12 protein-coding genes and 1 riboswitch are annotated in these 16418 nt (G+C 53.4%); of the genes, 2 read left to right on the top strand and 10 right to left on the bottom strand.

Annotated elements, in window-relative coordinates; translation table 11 throughout:
* Positions 1-143: 143 nt before the first annotated feature.
* The 3 genes from R2K26_RS09955 to R2K26_RS09945 form a co-directional block, all read right to left on the bottom strand.
* The gene (locus R2K26_RS09955) at positions 144-1946 is read right to left on the bottom strand and encodes a hypothetical protein (RefSeq protein ID WP_316520391.1); all 1803 of its coding nucleotides are present in this window, start codon (positions 1944-1946) and stop codon (positions 144-146) included.
* Between the two features lie 158 nt (positions 1947-2104).
* Positions 2105-2983 carry a glycyl-radical enzyme activating protein gene (locus R2K26_RS09950; protein WP_316520388.1) on the bottom strand — a complete coding sequence of 293 codons (879 nt, stop codon included), beginning with the start codon at positions 2981-2983 and terminating at the stop codon, positions 2105-2107.
* Positions 2984-2995: 12 nt separating this feature from the next.
* On the bottom strand, positions 2996-5233 hold the full coding sequence (locus tag R2K26_RS09945; protein ID WP_316520383.1) for a pyruvate formate lyase family protein: 2238 nt from the start codon (positions 5231-5233) through the stop codon (positions 2996-2998).
* 86 nt (positions 5234-5319) lie between these two features.
* Here R2K26_RS09945 and R2K26_RS09940 point away from each other — a divergent pair, with 86 nt between their 5' ends.
* Complete coding sequence (locus tag R2K26_RS09940) at positions 5320-6189, top strand: AraC family transcriptional regulator (RefSeq protein ID WP_316520378.1); 870 nt, start codon at positions 5320-5322, stop codon at positions 6187-6189.
* A 157-nt stretch (positions 6190-6346) separates the two neighbouring features.
* Here R2K26_RS09940 and R2K26_RS09935 read toward each other — a convergent pair whose 3' ends face one another.
* From R2K26_RS09935 to rlmD, 7 genes are all read right to left on the bottom strand, one after another.
* Positions 6347-8119 carry an ABC transporter ATP-binding protein gene (locus R2K26_RS09935; protein ID WP_316520375.1) on the bottom strand — a complete coding sequence of 591 codons (1773 nt, stop codon included), beginning with the start codon at positions 8117-8119 and terminating at the stop codon, positions 6347-6349.
* Positions 8116-9840, bottom strand: a complete 1725-nt coding sequence (locus R2K26_RS09930; RefSeq protein ID WP_316520372.1) for an ABC transporter ATP-binding protein — start codon at positions 9838-9840, stop codon at positions 8116-8118. Before R2K26_RS09930 ends, R2K26_RS09935 begins: the two co-directional genes overlap by 4 nt.
* Positions 9841-9992: 152 nt before the next feature.
* A complete protein-coding gene (locus R2K26_RS09925; protein ID WP_316520368.1) occupies positions 9993-12017 on the bottom strand; it encodes a clostripain-related cysteine peptidase in 2025 nt (674 codons plus the stop codon).
* Between the two features lie 12 nt (positions 12018-12029).
* Positions 12030-12614 (bottom strand): xanthine phosphoribosyltransferase, encoded by a 585-nt coding sequence (locus R2K26_RS09920; RefSeq protein ID WP_316520366.1) that lies wholly within the window; start codon positions 12612-12614, stop codon positions 12030-12032.
* Between the two features lie 205 nt (positions 12615-12819).
* Positions 12820-13473 (bottom strand): hypothetical protein, encoded by a 654-nt coding sequence (locus R2K26_RS09915; protein ID WP_316520363.1) that lies wholly within the window; start codon positions 13471-13473, stop codon positions 12820-12822.
* Positions 13474-13479: 6 nt separating this feature from the next.
* Positions 13480-13983, bottom strand: a complete 504-nt coding sequence (locus R2K26_RS09910) for a GNAT family N-acetyltransferase (RefSeq protein ID WP_316520360.1) — start codon at positions 13981-13983, stop codon at positions 13480-13482.
* 19 nt (positions 13984-14002) lie between these two features.
* Positions 14003-15163, bottom strand: a complete 1161-nt coding sequence (rlmD, locus tag R2K26_RS09905; protein WP_316520358.1) for a 23S rRNA (uracil(1939)-C(5))-methyltransferase RlmD — start codon at positions 15161-15163, stop codon at positions 14003-14005.
* A 389-nt stretch (positions 15164-15552) separates the two neighbouring features.
* Positions 15553-15662, top strand: a riboswitch (TPP riboswitch).
* Positions 15663-15754: 92 nt separating this feature from the next.
* Here rlmD and R2K26_RS09900 point away from each other — a divergent pair.
* Positions 15755-16348 carry an energy-coupled thiamine transporter ThiT gene (locus R2K26_RS09900; RefSeq protein ID WP_308449851.1) on the top strand — a complete coding sequence of 198 codons (594 nt, stop codon included), beginning with the start codon at positions 15755-15757 and terminating at the stop codon, positions 16346-16348.
* Positions 16349-16418: the final 70 nt, after the last annotated feature.

Below are 16418 nucleotides of genomic sequence, written 5' to 3'. Positions count from 1 at the left end.
CTTATGCGCGTTGTGTTTTCCACAGAGTTTTTCTGTATTGTGGAAGGATCAGCTGCACGTGCATAGACCGTACGGCAGGCTTTGCGCAAAAGAATACCGCACAAGGTGAGTTTGCCCTGTGCGGTATCTCTTTTTATAGCGGTTTAGTTTTCAAATTTCGCATCTGCAAGGTACAGATAACCGACGGCACGCAGCGAGGCGAACGCGCCCTCCACTTCAATGCGAACGGTGGAAGCGCCGGAAATGCTCAGGCTCAGCGCGCTTGCGGGGCTGTTCACCGTGAGCGAGGAAACTTCATACTGCAAATGGTCGTCCACATAAATGCGAACCGTGCCGATAAAATCGTCGGAGGTATCGCCCTCCACGACCCATGTGCCCGTCAGGCGCTTATATTGTCCGTTCGGGGCGTATTCGGTGTAGACGGTTTTTGCGATGACAGGGTACAGCGAGAAGTTAAGGCCGTTGCTGTACGCATTGCCGTTTGCGTCATAGGCTGTCCAGTTCTGGCTGCAATCTTCGCCGCCGCTTGGAGAAAGATCTGTCAGCGAAACGGGGTAAAGCGCCCTGTATTCTTCAATCTTAGCCGCAATATCGCTGTCGCCGGAGAGAATGTCGTCGGCGTTTTGCAGCGTTTCCACCGCGTCATAATAGCGGCTTTCACCGGCCTGCTTTGCGGCAGTATCGAGAATTTTTTGCTTATACTGGTTTTTGTAGGTGGCAATCTGCGCGTCGATGCGCTTATCGCTGCGTGTGGCGTCCTGCAGCACGTTAACAGCGCCGGGCAGGTCGCCGTCATCCGCGAGCGTTTTGGCGGTGCCGAGCAGCGTTTCCACGTAGTTGTTGAGCTCTGCGTCCTTAATCTCTTCCAGCTTAGCCTGGACGTCTTTATCATCGCCGAGGATATCGGCGCTGTTCATCAAAATGGCTTCGGCACCGAGGAAATCTTTCTCGTCCGCGCGGCTCTGCGCATCGCTTAACACTTTTTCTTTGTACGCGGTGCGGATGTTCTGAATTTGTGTCTGCGCGTCGTCGTGGTTTACATCGGCGTGAATGACCTTCTGATATTCCGTAATGGCGCGGCCGTCTTCGCCCTGTGCCTGCAGGCTTTTGCCGTTTTTGTAGGCCTCTTTGGAGTCTTTCAGCGATTGAATGCCATCGAGCTGATCGTCGAGACCGATGTTCGGGAACAGCTTTTGCAGGCGGTCGAGCAGTTCATAGGAGCTGTCGTAGTTCGCTTCGCTTTTATTGTATCGGTCGATGACCGTCTGGGCATATTCCTGCATTTGGTCGGAGACCGAAGCGAGTTCGTCCTTTGAAAGCGTGGGAAGTACCTGTGCCGCAGCGGAATAATCGTAAGCGTCAAGCGCGCGGGTGAGCTTTTGCATGGGTGCATTGTACCACCAGAAAATGCCGCCGATTGTAGCGCCGATGGCGATGAGAATGGGAAGCACGATGAAAAGCCATTTAAAAGAACGCTTTTTCTTCGGCTTTTCGTCGTATTCCTCGTAGGCGTAGCCGTCGTTATACGTATATTCTATGGGTTGCACGCGCGGCTCCGGCCCTGAAATTTCCTCCGGGGTTGGGGAGACGGTGAATGTGCCCTCGTGCTCCGTGCCTTCGGGTTTGTCGCCGAGCGCATCGCCGGAGGAAATATCCTCCGTGAAGTCCGTCGGGGAATGGCTGTAAATATCTTCGCCGTCCGGACTGTTTGAAGGGGTATCTTCAGCTTCGGGTGTCGGTTCCGCTTCGGAGAGGCTCTCTGTCAAATTTGGGGAGATGTCTTCCACGGCAGGCTCCGTGGGCGTTTCCGGTGCGGGGGCAGATTCCGACTCCGGTTCGCTTACGGGTTGTGCAGTGGCTTCCGGCGGGCGCACAACGGGGTTGCCGCAGAGCGTGCATTTTTTCGCGCCCTCCGGCAAGGTGGCGCCGCAGTATATACAAAACATAAGTGACCTCCTAATGTTTGTGATCCCGCAGGGAAAATCTGCGGTGTTTTCCATAGCATACAATATTCCGGGAAATCTGTCAAATGTTTAGAAAAAATGTGGGAGATAAAGCAAAGAGAGGGAACGAAGCGTTCCCTCTCTTATCCCCAAAAGTGCCGCTAATCGGCTATTTTAGTCTCCCAGATATGTTTCTGTTCTGGCGAAACGGTCTTTAGCGCGGCGAGCGAATACGGTATCCCCAGCGCGTCCCATTTCGTTTTGCCGATGTCATGGTATGCCATGATCTCGGCCTTTTCAATACAGGTATATTGATGCTTGAGCGCACAAATCGCCTCAAAGTGCGCGTCTGTGTCGTTCACGCCCGGAATGACCGGGCAGCGCAACCACACATGCGCATGCGCGTCCTCAAGGGCTGCCAGGGACTCGAGGATCGGCGCAAGCGGCGCGCCTGCCCATTTTTTGAGGGCATCGGGGTCGCTGTGCTTAAAATCGAACAGAAAAAGATCGGTGAGTGGTATCAGTTCTTTTAAATGTGCGGCAGAGATCAAACCGTTTGTCTCCAGCGCGGTGTGGTACCCTTTTTCGCGGCAGGCTGTAAGCAGCTTTTTCAGGAGTTCAAAGTGCAAAGAAGCCTCGCCGCCCGAAAAGGTGACGCCGCCTTTTGACGAGCGGTAATATTTTGCGTCCTTGTCGATCTGCTTCATCACGGCTTCCACCGTCATTTCGCGCCCGGAAAGCTCCAGGACATCGTTCGGACATACTTCGGCACATTTGCCGCACGCCGCGCATTTTGCACGGTCAAAAACATGTGTGCCGTCTGCTTTTATTTCATGCGCTCCGTTCGGACATACCGCAGTGCATGCCCCGCAGGACGTGCATTTTTCGTGGCGAAACAAGAGCTCGGCATCGGTTGAAAAGCTTTCCGGATTGTGGCACCACGCACAGTGCATGTTGCACCCTTTGAAAAACACGGTGGTGCGAATGCCCGGCCCGTCATACACGCAAAAACGTTGAATATCAAAAATAAGATCCCGCATATCGGCCTCCGCTTACGCGCCGTAGGTCGTACGCTCAATAATCTCGCGCTGCACAACAGGATTCAGTGTGACAAATCTCGCGGAGAAGCCGCCGATACGCACGAGGAGGTTCTGGTAGTTTTCCGGGTGCACCATAGCGTTTTCAAGATCATCCTTGCCGATGACGCACAGGTTCGTCTGCACGCCGTCGTTGTCGTAAAACGCCCTTAAAACGGCTTCTACTTTATCCATAGAGCCCTTGAAGAGCTCCTTTGTAAAGCGCACATTGTTGATAACACCCACGTGCTTTGTATTATCAAACTTCGACATGGAGTTGAGCAGCGCCGTAATGCCGCACTTATCCGCGCCGATGGAAGCGCCGTTGGCGTTTGCCATGGGGCTGCCGGCCTTTCTGCCGCAAGCAGATGCCGCACAGAAGTTGCCCCATTCTGCACTCATGGAGTTGTTGACGCTGACAATATTGTAGTGGTCAAGCCCCGCAGCTTTGCCCGCCGCCACGGTAAGGTCAGCAATATCGGTGAAAAGGCGCGTTGCGATGTCGTCAGCCGTGTCGTCGTCGTTGCCGTATTTCGGTGCGGAAAGGCACATGCGGCGAATATCGTCGTGCCCCTCAAAATCGTGATCCAGCACATCGATGAGCTCCGGCAAAGTGAGCTTCTTCTCGTCGTAAACGAGCGTTTTAATGGCCGTCAGGCTGTCTGCACAGCTGATGATGCCGAACATTTCGCTGGAAGCATTCAGGTAACGCACGCCGCCTTCAAACGTAGCCTTGCCGCGCGCGATGCAGTCGTTCAAAAGCAGGCTGAGGTGCAGATATGGCGCGTTTTCGCCCGCAATTTTATAGTTGAGGTATTTGTGTACAGCAAAGCGGTCAATGGTCGGCTTGAGCTGTGCAAGCACGGCGTCATACAGCTTTTCAAAGGTATCAAACTGCGCCGGGTCGCCGGTCTTTTCGCCGCAGGGAACGTTCTGGTAGAAATCAAGGCCGTTGTGCAACGCAATTTCCAGCGCTTTCAGCGCGTTGATGCCGTTGTTCGGTGTGCCTACGCTGTAACCGACCATGACGTATTCGCCGCAGCCGAACGGCACATATTGCTCGGCTTCCTCATGCGAAACGCCAAAGACTTTTTCCACAGCCGGTACATTCGTCTCATCGGAGTAAATAATCGGGAACGTAGTGCCCTCCGCATTCACTTCCATCGCCTTGCGGAAAACGGTCTCGTCCATGTCGCTGTAATAGCGCAGGGTGAGCTGCGGCACAGTCTCGCGGAAGCGGCGGGAAGCTTCCATGATGACGATGGCGAGGCGGTCGGCTTCCTTCTGGTGCTTTCTGCCCACGCCGCCGATGATTACGCGGCAGTCATGGATCTTGTTAATCTCTTTAAAGTGCTTATAGAGATACAGCACGGTCTGCACGGCTTCTTCTTCCGTGATGCACCCCGCGTCGATATCCGCGGCGTAGAGCGGCCCAAGATAATCGTCCATGCGGCTGTAATTCATAATGTCGCTGCTGACAGCGTAGATCCACATCAGCTGCACGCCTTCAAGGAATGTCTTCGGTGTGCTGTGCTGAATGTTTAAAAGTGCTTCGGCAAGCTTTGTAAAGCGCGTTTTGGCTTCCTCGGTCTCTGCTTTTTCGGCAAGCTCCAATGCCTGTTCGCGGTAACGCTCGCATGCGCCGCGCAGGCTTTCAATCCACAGCTTTAAAGCCGTGTAGAACGAAGACGCGCCGTTCACTTCCGCCGCGCGGTCGATCTCCTGATCGAGCCCGTCAAAGCCGAGGCGGATGAGCTTTTCAAAATCGAGGTTTGTACCTGCCACGCGGCAGTCGCAGTTACCCACGCCCGCACCGGGAAAAGCTTTCGGCGGTACATAGCCGTAGCGCTTCGAAAATTCCAATTCAACCTTGCGCGCGGTGTTTTCCTCGTGCCAATAGGCCTGCACAGCCTGCAAAGCGTAGTCCTCCGCAGCGGTAATCTCGCCGTTTTGCTTACAGGCCATGTATGCGTTCAAAAATTCATGCTCGTTAAAGTAATACGTGTAAATGCCGCCGACCTGCGAGGAAAAGCCCACAAAGTCGTGCTCATAGCGGCCCGCGATGCCGTCGTTTTCATCCATCGGCACTAAGATATGACGGAGCTGAAAATCCATGCAGGCGGCTTCACGCAGGTAAATGTCGTTTGCGTTCTCTTTGTAAATGCGCGTGAATTCCAGCGCATTGCGCAGTTTTTGAACATCGGTCTTGAACATACCGTTATCCTCCCGAAGTTATAATTGAAATTTCTTGATTCCGTTTTTTTGACGCGTTATAATAGCAGAAGAAAGGGGGCGCCGAAATGAGCGACGTTGAACTTCTGCATTTTTCCGAAGAAAATCTGCACACCGGTGAGGGTGCGCGTGTTCTGCACCAGCGCGGTGTGCCGGCGACGTATAAAATTCACACGCATGATTTTTACGAGCTGTTTCTCGTCTCGCACGGCGGGGCCATCCACGCTGTGAACGGACGCTCGCAGCTGCTTTCCGAGGGCTCGTTCGTTTTAATGCGCCCGAGGGACGTGCACCGCTATGATTTTTTCAACAACGCGGATTTCGAGCTGCTTGATATCGGTATTCCACGCACAGTGTTTGAGCGCTTGTGCGATTATTTGCAGCTTGACCGCGCCATATTCGATACGCCGGAGCTGCCGTTGCATTGTGTGCTTTCCGGCCACACCTTAACGGATGTGCAGGAAAAGCTTTTGAACACGAACCGCTTTGCCGATAACGAAACGGCGTGCCGCTACATTTTAAGCCTGTTTCCGTATTTGGTGCAGCTGTTTCTTACAGCACCCGCGCCGGAAGCGATTTTGCCTGCGTGGTTTTCGGAGCTGCTTGAAAAAATGGAGCGGCGCGAAAATTACACCACAGGTCTTCCGTGTCTTTTAGCGCTTGCAAACATGTCGCAGGAGCACCTTACGCGGTCGTTTCGTCGCTACATCGGCATGACGCCGACGGAGTACATCAACGGCAAGCGATTGTCTTTGGCGGCGCAGCTGCTTTTGCAGGGGGACATGCCCGTCATTGAAATCTGCGGTGCATGCGGCTTTAACAGTTTAAGCCGGTTTTACCGCTTATTTACGGAGCGCTACGGCTGTGCACCGAAGGCGTTCCGCACGCAGTTTGCGCATGCGCAGTCCGGGCAAGATTCGCCTATATCTCTATCATAATCGTTTTGCCGTTTGATTTCCTCAAACGCATTGACTAAAACTTCCACTATATTGATATTCAAAAAATACCGCACAAAGTGCAAAACGCAGCTTTGTGCGGTATGGCGGAAAATGAAAAATGCAGCCTTCTCTATCCGAGAGAGCTGCATTTTGTGCGTTAACCCACCGGCTGTTCCTCATCCGTAAACTGGCTGCGGTACAGCTCGGCGTAGAAGCCGTTTTTCGCAAGCAGAGATTTGTGGTCGCCCTGCTCTACGATGTTACCGTCGCGCATGACGAGGATAACATCAGATTCCTTGATGGTCGATAAGCGGTGTGCGACGACGAACGAGGTGCGTCCGCGCATCAGCTTTACAAACGCGCGCTGAATGCGCAGCTCGGTACGTGTATCAATGGAAGACGTCGCTTCGTCCAGAATCAGCATAGGAGGCAGCGTCAGCATGATGCGCGAGATGCACAAAAGCTGTTTCTGTCCGGCGGAAAGGCTGCCGCCGTCTTCGCCAATCTGCGTATAGTAGCCGTTCGGCAGCTGCTCAATAAAACTATGTGCGTGCGCGGCCTTTGCGGCGGCGATAACGTCTTCTTCGGAAGCGTCCGGGCGGCCCATGCGGATGTTATCGAGCACAGTACCGGTTTTCAGCCATGTTTCCTGCAGGACCATGCCGAAGTTACGGCGCAGTGCGCGGCGCGGGATAGTCTGCGTATTCGTGCCGTCCACGCTGATGCTGCCGCTGTCCGGGTCGTAGAAGCGCATGAGAAGATTGATCATCGTCGTTTTGCCGCAGCCCGTCGGGCCTACAATGGCGACGCGGCAGCCCGCCGGTACATCCAAGCTGAAATTGCGGATGAGCGGGCGGTCTTTTGTATAGGAGAAGCAAACGTTATCGAACGTGACCTGTCCCTTTGCGGTCTCGCTGTGCTCCGGCAGCAGTTCGGGGTCGGCAGACATTTCTTCGCTGTCGAGGAATTCAAGCAGGCGGTCTGCGCAGGCGAGTGCGTTCTGAAGCTCGGTGATAACGCCGGAAATCTCGTTAAACGGCTTCGTGTATTGATTTGCGTAGCTCAAAAAGCAGGAGAGCATACCAATGGTGAAGCCCTGTCCGGTCACGGCCAGAAAAGCGCCGATGAGCGCGACCGCCGCGTACACAACGGAGTTTACAAAGCGCGTGGCGGGGTTTGTGATGGAGGAGAAGAATGTCGCCTTTAATGTGTGGCGGCGCAGCTCTTCGTTGATGGTGTCGAATTTCTCCATGTTCTCGTTTTCGTGTCCGTATGCGCGCACGACCTTCTGGTTCGTAATCATCTCATTGATGAATGCCGTCTGGCGGCCGCGTGTTTCGGACTGTAAGCGGAACATGGCGAACGTTTTCTTTGCGATGAAGCGCGCCACCAAAATGGAAAGCGGCGTGACAAGCACCACGACAAGCGTTGTCCAAACGTTGACGGAAAGCATGAAGCCGATGGTGCCGATGATCGTCACAACACCGGTAAACAGCTGTGAGAAGCCCATCAAAAGGCCGTCTGCAAACTGGTCAACATCGGCAATGATGCGGGAAACGATGTCGCCGGTTTCGTGTGCGTCGAGGTAAGAAAACGGCAGACGGTGAATTTTTTTAAAGGCTGCCTCGCGCATATCGCGGATGGTGTTGTACGTGACCTTGTTGCCGCAGACATTCATCAGCCACTGGGCGAGCGCCGCGCAGCCGATGAGCACCGCGCAGGTGAAGAGCTTCGGCAGGATAACGGCAAAGTTGACCTGTTCCTTGCCGATGATGGCGTCGATGGCGTCGCCGACGAGCACCGGGATGTACAGCGAGCACAGCACGCTGACTACGGCAAGTGCAAGCAGCAAAATGATGGTCGGCAGATACGGACGGATTTGCAAAAGAACACGTTTAATGGTACTGTTTTTGTTATTTATCTTGCTCATTTCGCAGCTGCCTCCTTTCCGCCAAACTGAGAGTCGTAGATCTCGCGGTACACGGAGCAGTTCTCAAGAAGCACATCGTGTGTGCCGCAGCCGACAAGCGCGCCGTTGTCTAAGACGAGAATCTTATCCGCGTGCCGCAGCGAAGATGTGCGCTGCGAGACGATGAACACAGTCGGCTTATTCGGCAGTGCGGAAAGCGCGCCGCGCAGTGCCTTTTCGGTCACATAGTCGAGCGCGGAAGCGGAGTCGTCCAGAATGAGGATCGCGGGGTTACCTACAAGTGCGCGGGCAATGGAAAGGCGCTGGCGCTGTCCGCCCGAAAGGTTGCGGCCTTCGGCGGTAATCTTCATATCGAGCCCGCCCTTACTCTGTACGAAGTCTGCGGCCTGCGCAGCCTTTACGGCTGCCTGCATCTCTTCGTCGTTGGCGTTTTTATTGCCCCAAAGCAGGTTTTCGCGCAGCGTGCCGCGAAACAAGACCGCGCGCTGCAATACGACGTGCACCTTTTCGCGCAGTTCTTCAAGCGAATAGGAATTCACGTTGCGGCCGTCCACGCGGATGGTGCCGGAGGATGCATCATAGAAGCGGGGAATAAGCCCCACAAGCGTCGTTTTTCCGCTGCCTGTGCCGCCGATAACGCCGATGATCTCGCCCGGCTCGGCGGTGAAGCTGATGTTTTCGAGCGCGTCCTTCGCGCCTTCGTTATAGTGCATGGAAACGCGGTCGAACTCGACGGCGTGGGTATTGTAGATTTTCTTGTCGTCGGAATAAACGGTGTTTGTGTCGAGCTCGAGCACGTCGCGGATACGTGCGGCGCTTGCAAAGGACTTTGTTACGGTGATGATGAGGTTTGCAAGTTTGATGAGCTCAACTAAAATCTGGCTCATGTAGTTATACAGCGCCACGACCTGACCCTGCGTTAAAATGCCGGTGTTGACCTGAACAGCGCCGTAATGGATGAGCAGAATGATGCCGACGTTAATCAGGATAAACGTAACCGGGTTCAAAAGTGCGGAGATACGGCCCGTGGATTTCTGGAGCTTGGAGAGCAGCGAATTTTGGCCGATAAATTTTTCTGTTTCGGTGTCTTCACCGCAGAACGCGCGTATGACACGCGCGCCGTTCAGATTTTCACGCGTGGTGTTCAAAACGGAATCCAGCTGGTTTTGAATAGCCTTGTAGCGCTTGATGGTCAGCAGCATGATGCCGAATACCACAACGGAGAGCAGAGCGACCACAATGAGGAACAGCAGCGCGCTGCCGGGATCAATGGTGAACGCCATAACGCATGCGCCGAACACAATGAACGGCGAGCGCATAAACAGGCGCAGTACAAGGTTCACACCGTTCTGCACCTGATTTACGTCATTTGTGATGCGTGTCAGCAGCGTGGAAGTGCCCACACGGTCCAAAAGAGAGAAGGAGAGTTCGTTGATTTTTTGGAACAAGCTGTGACGCAGCCCGGTGGCAAAGCCCACGGCAGCCTTTGCGGCAAAATACTGCGCCGTGATGGCGCTGATCATGCCGACCACACCGAACCCGACCAGAAGCAGACAGCGGGAGATGATGAAGCCGGTGTCACCGGTCTGAATGCCCACGTCGATGATCTGCGCGATTATGAGCGGGACAATCAACTCAAAGGTGGCTTCGAGCAGCTTGAAAAGAGGCGCTAAAAGCGACTCTTTCTTGTAGTCTTTCATGTAAACGAGGAGCTTTCGCATGGCGTTCGTCCTTTCCGAACAGTTTAAACGGCATAGTTTTCCATACAATTCCGTTTTTGTCAGTAATTTTCATTATACCGCCTATTATCGTGTAAGTCAAATCGAAACATACCCTGCTACGGAGCGCAGCAGGGTATGTTCTATAGAATTATTTATTCACAGGAAAGCTCTACCGGGTCTGTAAAGTGTTCGTTGTTGTAGATGTCGCGCAGGGTGTATTGGATCACCGTGCGGTATTCGCCGATTTCCTCATAGGTGACGACGGGTTCACTTGCGTATGTTACCGGGTCGCCGAGCGTGTAGTCCCGGTCGTAGTTGAAATCGTAATCATAGTACGAACAGGTGTACTGAATCTGATCCGTCTCCGTAAAGCTGTGCAGACCCTTTGCCGCTACCGTAGGCTCTTCGGTCTTTAAGCGGTAGCCCGCAACAAAGCCGCTGTCATGGTCGCTGTCCCAGCGCAGAACGATCTCAATATCGGTGCTACCGTTCAGCTCGGCCGGTACATAACCCGTTGTGTACCAGTAGTCGTCCGTCTGTTCCTCGATTTCGGCGTAGAACGGCACGATCACGCCGTCAATCGAGATCCATGTATAGTCAAAATCGACTTTCAGGTCACCATCGTCGTCAAACTCGTACACGTTGTCATTGCCAAGGTCAATATATCCCTCGCCGTCGTCGAGGTAAACGGTCATATCAATGTACGTGATGAGGTTCCATGCTTCATCGGAAAGAGAGAGTGCATAATAGTCGCCCTTGTCGATGAGTTCAAAATCGTTGTCGTTTATTGTGGTGACGTTTTCGCCGCCAACCTCGGAGGAATCGAACCAGTCGTAGTAGGAGTAAAAATCGATATCACTCTGCGAAAGCGACTGCCCGGAGAGCATCGTGTTCATGAATTTATCGTAGAATTCAAAATACGATTCCGGGAAGCCGACGCAGGTCATTTCAAAGCGCGTGTCGCCGTAGTAATCCGGCCACAGGCATGGGAAGTAGACCGCAATGCCCGCGGCGGACTTTTCATAGGTGACGTTATACACCACCATGTTCTGAACGGCGGCCTGCACATCGTCCTCGGTGCCGAGGGAAAGGCTCTGCTTTGTCAGCGTGGCGAGGTCGGAAAGATCGACCTGGTCGTATTCGTTGTCGCCGAATTCCCGCACGTTGCTGCGCACCTGCGAAAACGCACCGTAGCTGCCGCTTTGCAGTGCGGCGTAGGCGCTTCCCCAGTAGCTTTCCAACGCGGCGTATAATTCCGGCACATAGCGCAGGTCTAAAACGGAAAGCGTCGGCATGTCGGCGAAAATATAGGCCTCAAGGAAATCGTCCGCCAGCTTTTTGCCGAGCTCCGCCGTGGGTACGGCGGGGTCTTCCGCCAGCATCGTAAGCCAGTTTTTGTACGCCCAGCCCTCGCCGGGTTCGGATTCTTCGGAGGCGATGAGGTAATCCGCATACGGATCCAAGGCGTAGGCCACCTCTGCCGTCGCCATCAGGCAGGCGTCAAAGCCGATGAAATCAAACTGCACGCCGCCGTTATACAGCGCTGTAGAAAGAGAAGAGAGTGTCAAAGAGGTATCTTCGTACAGCTCGTCGTAGCCGAAGCCTGTCATGGTGCCGCCGCCGTGATCCCACAAAATGAGCTCGTAGCGATCTGCGGGGTAGCTTTCGGCGGAGAAGCGAATGAAATCGGAGAGCGTGTCGGCGTCCGTCATATTCATGCTGCCAAGGCTTTGGAGCAGCGTCATATCGCCGTTTTCGATCACAAAGCGCTCACTTTCATCGTCTGTGCAGACATCGTTCCACCAGGTTTCGGTGCCGCCGGTCTGGAGTACAAGGTGAATGTTTTCGGAAAGCGCGGCATCTGCCATTTCCAAAAGGTCGTCGGTCGCGGAGCCGTCCTCGCTTTCTAAGTCGGAGCCGATCATGTACACCATTACCGTGACACTTTCAGCGTTTGCAACATCCGTGTAAAACGCACGCAGGTCGCCGTCTTCGGTCGGCACAGGGGTGGAGATGACGCCGGAGGACGCGGAGCTTTCCGAAATCACGGAGGACGAAGCTTCGCTGTTTTCACGAGCTTTACCGGCTAAGACCAAAACCGTGCTGCATCCTGTGCAGTTAAAAATCAAACCGAAGCTGAGCAAAAGGGGCAAAACGCGGGATAAAAACCGTTTCATACAAAACTCCTTTTATGGCTGTGGACGGAAAACGACCGTGCCGGTTGCGTCGTCCATGCTTTCCACAATGGCGAGCGATTCGAGCGGGTAGCCCATCTCGCGAATTTTCGCGCCGCCGGGCTGGAACCCCTTTTCAATCGCGATACCGATGCCTTCCACCGTGCCGCCCGCCTGATCTACAATAGAGATGAGCCCCTGCAGCGCACAGCCGTTTGCAAGAAAATCATCGATGATAAGAATGTGATCCTCGGGGCCGAGAAATTTTTTCGAGACGATCACGCGATTCACACGCTTATGTGTGAAGGATTCCACTTCGGAAACGTATACGTCGCCATCGATATTCACACTCTGGCTCTTTTTCGCGAAGACGACCGGCACGTCAAAGCATTCCGCCGCCACACACGCAATGCCGATGCCGGAGGCTTCAATCGTCAGAATTTTGTTGATGGGCTTATCTGCAAAACGTCGCTTGAACTCTTTGCCCATTTGGCGAAACAGGCGCACATCCATCTGGTGGTTTAAAAAGCTGTCTACTTTCAATATATTGCCGGCTTTTGCAACGCCGTCCTTTACGATACGTTCTTCCAGAAAATTCATACTGTTTTGTCCCCCGAGGTTCTTGTTGATTCTATTGTACCGAAGCGGAACGGGAATGTCAATTCCGAATGCGCATAGGAAAGCGTACCTGCCATGAGAAGTCGCTTTTCCAAGAGAAATCAAGAAGCCCTCCCGTGTCGGTCATGGATATGCTTCCTTTATAGGGTACATATCCATCACTTCGGGAGGGTGTTTTTGCTTTTATTCAGAAATTCTTATTGTTTTCCGGCGGCGCCCAGGTGAAATCCTCGGCGGAAAGAAGCGTTTTGCCGCTGTGAAAGCGGTCAAGCTCCGCGGTGCACAGCCGCACGGCGTCTTCAATGTACGTGTCCGCCATGGCGGCCGTGAAAAAGTAGGGGGCATCCGCCGACACGGGCACAAAGTTTTGATGAATCGAACGCAGAAGACCTTCGGCGTCAAACGGCTCAAAAGCGAAAATCGGTTCCTGCGTGAAATTTTCCGGGACGGCAAGGTCATCCCGAATATTATATTTTTGAATGAAATGACGGTTTAAAAGCGTGTAATCGTGGTGCATGCGCGCGGTGCTTTCCGGCGTGTAGGGATTCCAGCCGAAGGTGTCGTACAGTGTTTTGCGGTACAAAGCATCCTCGATGAGGTGCAGATAGTAGCCGAGATAAAGGTCGTCTTTTTGCATACGTTCACCGAACTGCGCGCGGTACGATTCAAGATCATAAAGCCGAATGCCGAGCTTTTCATCGTAAATGCGAAAATGTGTTTTCCGCTTGTTTACGGAAGCGTCCGGCAGTACCGCGCCAAAGCGCAGCCGCGCACCGTCGTGCATAGGAAACAGTTGCAAAATTTTGTCTGTGATCGCGTAGTGCATGAGACTGGAAGCCATATTTTTTTACCTTTCTTCCATAATTTTCGGGAGCGGAATTTGCAAATATCCGCAGGTGAACGGGAAAAAATCAAATTTCTTCGTGCCGGTATGCACGGCGCCGTTTTTCTCATACCAGCGGCGCAAGACCCGGTTTTCTTCTACGATGCCGATGTGCATGACCGTGCAGTGCAGCGCAGCAGCGGTTTTTTCGGCGTGCTCCAAAAGCTGTTTGCCGATGCTTTTGTGTCGGTAGGCAGGCAAAACCGCAAGATTGTTTAATTCACAGGTATTATTCTCCTCTGGAAAAAGAGAGTAATAGCCGACGATCTTATCACCGTCCGCATATGCGTACATAGGGCGGTGCTCAACGTGAAATTGGTAGGAAAGGCGGCCTTCGTTGACGGAAAACGCTGTAAAGCGCGGTGCGCTTTCTTTTGTAAAATGAAATTCCTCCGCAACGGTCAAAAAGCTTTCGCGGATCACTTCGACGCAGACGGGAATATCCTTTTCGGTAACGGGGCGAATCATGGGAAAGCCTTCTTTTGTTTTAATTCATCTTATCCAACCGTACGACGCATTCTACATGGTCAGTGTGGGGGAACATGTCTACGGGCTGAATCTTTTCGGCGCGATAGCCGCGCTTTGTGAGAAAATTAAGGTCGCGCGCGAGCGTTTCCGGGTTACAGGAGACGTATACGATGCGTCTCGGCGCAAGTGTGAGCGCGCAGGAGAGAAACGCGGTGTCGCTGCCGGCGCGCGGCGGATCCATGAAAAGCACGTCGCAGTGTTCACCGGCGTTTGCCATATCTACCATGAAGTCGCCTGCATCGGCGCAGACGAAGCGGATATTTTTCACGCGGTTTAATTTTGCGTTTTCACGGGCATCGCGCACGGCGTCGCGGTTCACTTCTACGCCGAGGACCTGTCCGGCTTTTTTGGCGGCGACCATGCCGATGGTGCCGATGCCGCAGTACGCGTCAATGACAGTTTCTTTGCCCGTGAGCTCCGCAAATTCCATCGCTTTGCCGTACAGCACCTCGGTCTGCACGGGGTTAATCTGGTAGAATGATTTTGCCGAAATGCGGAAGCGCAGCCCGCAGAGAATATCCGTGATATAGCCGGGGCCGTAGAGTGTTTTCTCGTTCTGCCCGAGCAGCATGGAGGTGTAGCGGTCGTTGACATTTTGAATGATTGTGGTAATCTCCGGGTGAAGCTTTAACAGCGCACGGGTGAAATTGTTGCGCGCGGGGAAGATCGGCGTACCGGTGACGAGCACAACCATGACTTCGCCGGTCTGAAAGCCGCGCTTGACGAGCACATGGCGCAAAAAGCCGCGCCCGGTGACCTCGTTATACGTTGTCATTTTGAAATCGCGCAGCAGGCGGCGGATATCGACGATGATGCGGTCGGCAATTTCGTCTTCCGTCATGCAACTGTCCACGGCGACGATGTTGTGCGTGCTGCTCTGGTAAATGCCGGAGATGATACGTCCGGCACGCGTGGTGCCGAATGCGGCCTGTACCTTGTTGCGGTAGTGGTAGGGGTTCTCCATGCCGATGATGGGCTCTACGCGGCAGAATTTGCCGAGCAGGCGGATGCACGTGCGCTCCTTGTGCGCGAGCTGTTCCTTATAATCGAGGTTCTGCAGTTGGCAGCCGCCGCACTTTTTGCTGTGCGGACAGCGCGTTTTGTTCTGTGTGCTTTCCATTTTTATATGTCCTTCCGTAGTTTAAATCGGTTTTAGCGTTTTATTTTATGAATTTGCCTTGCAAATTCATTGGGAGACCCCCTAATTGTGTCTCCCACACCACAACAGTCCACCGGACTGTTGTGGTTCCCATCCTGCTTTTTGTTAGGCAAAAGGTGTTTCGTCGTCTGCGGACGACGACTTAGGGCGCTGCCCTAATGAACCCAAGCGAACGCACACGTTCGCTTTAAGCTTCTTGAAAAAGCTTAAGCAAAACTTTTAACCACCGTTGCCGTTGGCTTATGTTTCTTTTATACTATCATTTTGTTTCTCCAAAATCAAGAAAAGCCTTGTTTTCTGCCCGAAAACACAAATTTTGGTTGAAAAGCGAAAAGTTCCGTGCTATACTGAATGTGAAAAAAGGGTGCTGACGTATAAAGTCGGCTGAGAGCGGCGTGAACGCCGAAACCTGTTACCTGATTCGGATAATGCCGACGTAGGAAAATACGCTTATTCTAAAGTGCTTTTTATGCCGCGTGCCGAATGGGTGCGCGGTTTTTGTTTTCTCCGCTTTATCCCCTAAATCTCGGTAGAAAACCGGAGGAATGAACTATGAAGAACAACAATACAAAAAAGCTTGCGGCCTGCGCGGTTATGGTCGCACTGGGCGCTGTGCTCAGCATGATCAAGGTGCTTCAGATGCCGTTTGGCGGTTCCATTACGCTGCTTTCCATGCTGCCCTGCGCCATGATTTCCATCATGTACGGCCTTAAGTGGGGCTTTGCGGCTTCCTTTGTGGAATCCGTCGTTCAGCTTGCGTTCGGCATCACGATGGACGGCATCCTCGGCTGGGGCATGACGCCTTCTGCTCTCATCGGCACGATTCTGCTCGATTACATCGTGGCATACACGGTTATCGGCATTGCGGGCATTTTCCGCAAGAAGGGTTATGTAGGCATTTGCTGCGGCACGGCGCTGGCTGTTGCGCTGCGCTTTGTGTGCCACTTCATTTCCGGTGCCATTATCTTTGCAAACTTTGATGAGTTTGTGGCGTTCGGCGCTTCCTGGGTGGGCCACCCGTGGCTTTACTCCTTCTGCTACAACGGCACTTACATGCTGCCGGAGCTCATCTTCACAGTTATCGCGGCGGTTATTCTGTTCCGTCTGCCGCAGATGAAAAAGCTCATCGCGGACGAGGGCGAATAAATCCAAACAAGCGGAAATTTCGGGCGGTACTCTGCGGAGTGCCGCTTTTTCGTATAAAATCCCGCCGCGG

This window comes from Neglectibacter sp. CSJ-5 (assembly GCF_032490475.1).
GTDB classification, from domain to species: Bacteria; Bacillota; Clostridia; order Oscillospirales; family Acutalibacteraceae; genus Hominenteromicrobium; species Hominenteromicrobium mulieris.
The sequence above is the reverse complement of the archived record's forward strand: the minus strand, read 5'-3'. Positions and strand labels throughout refer to the sequence as shown.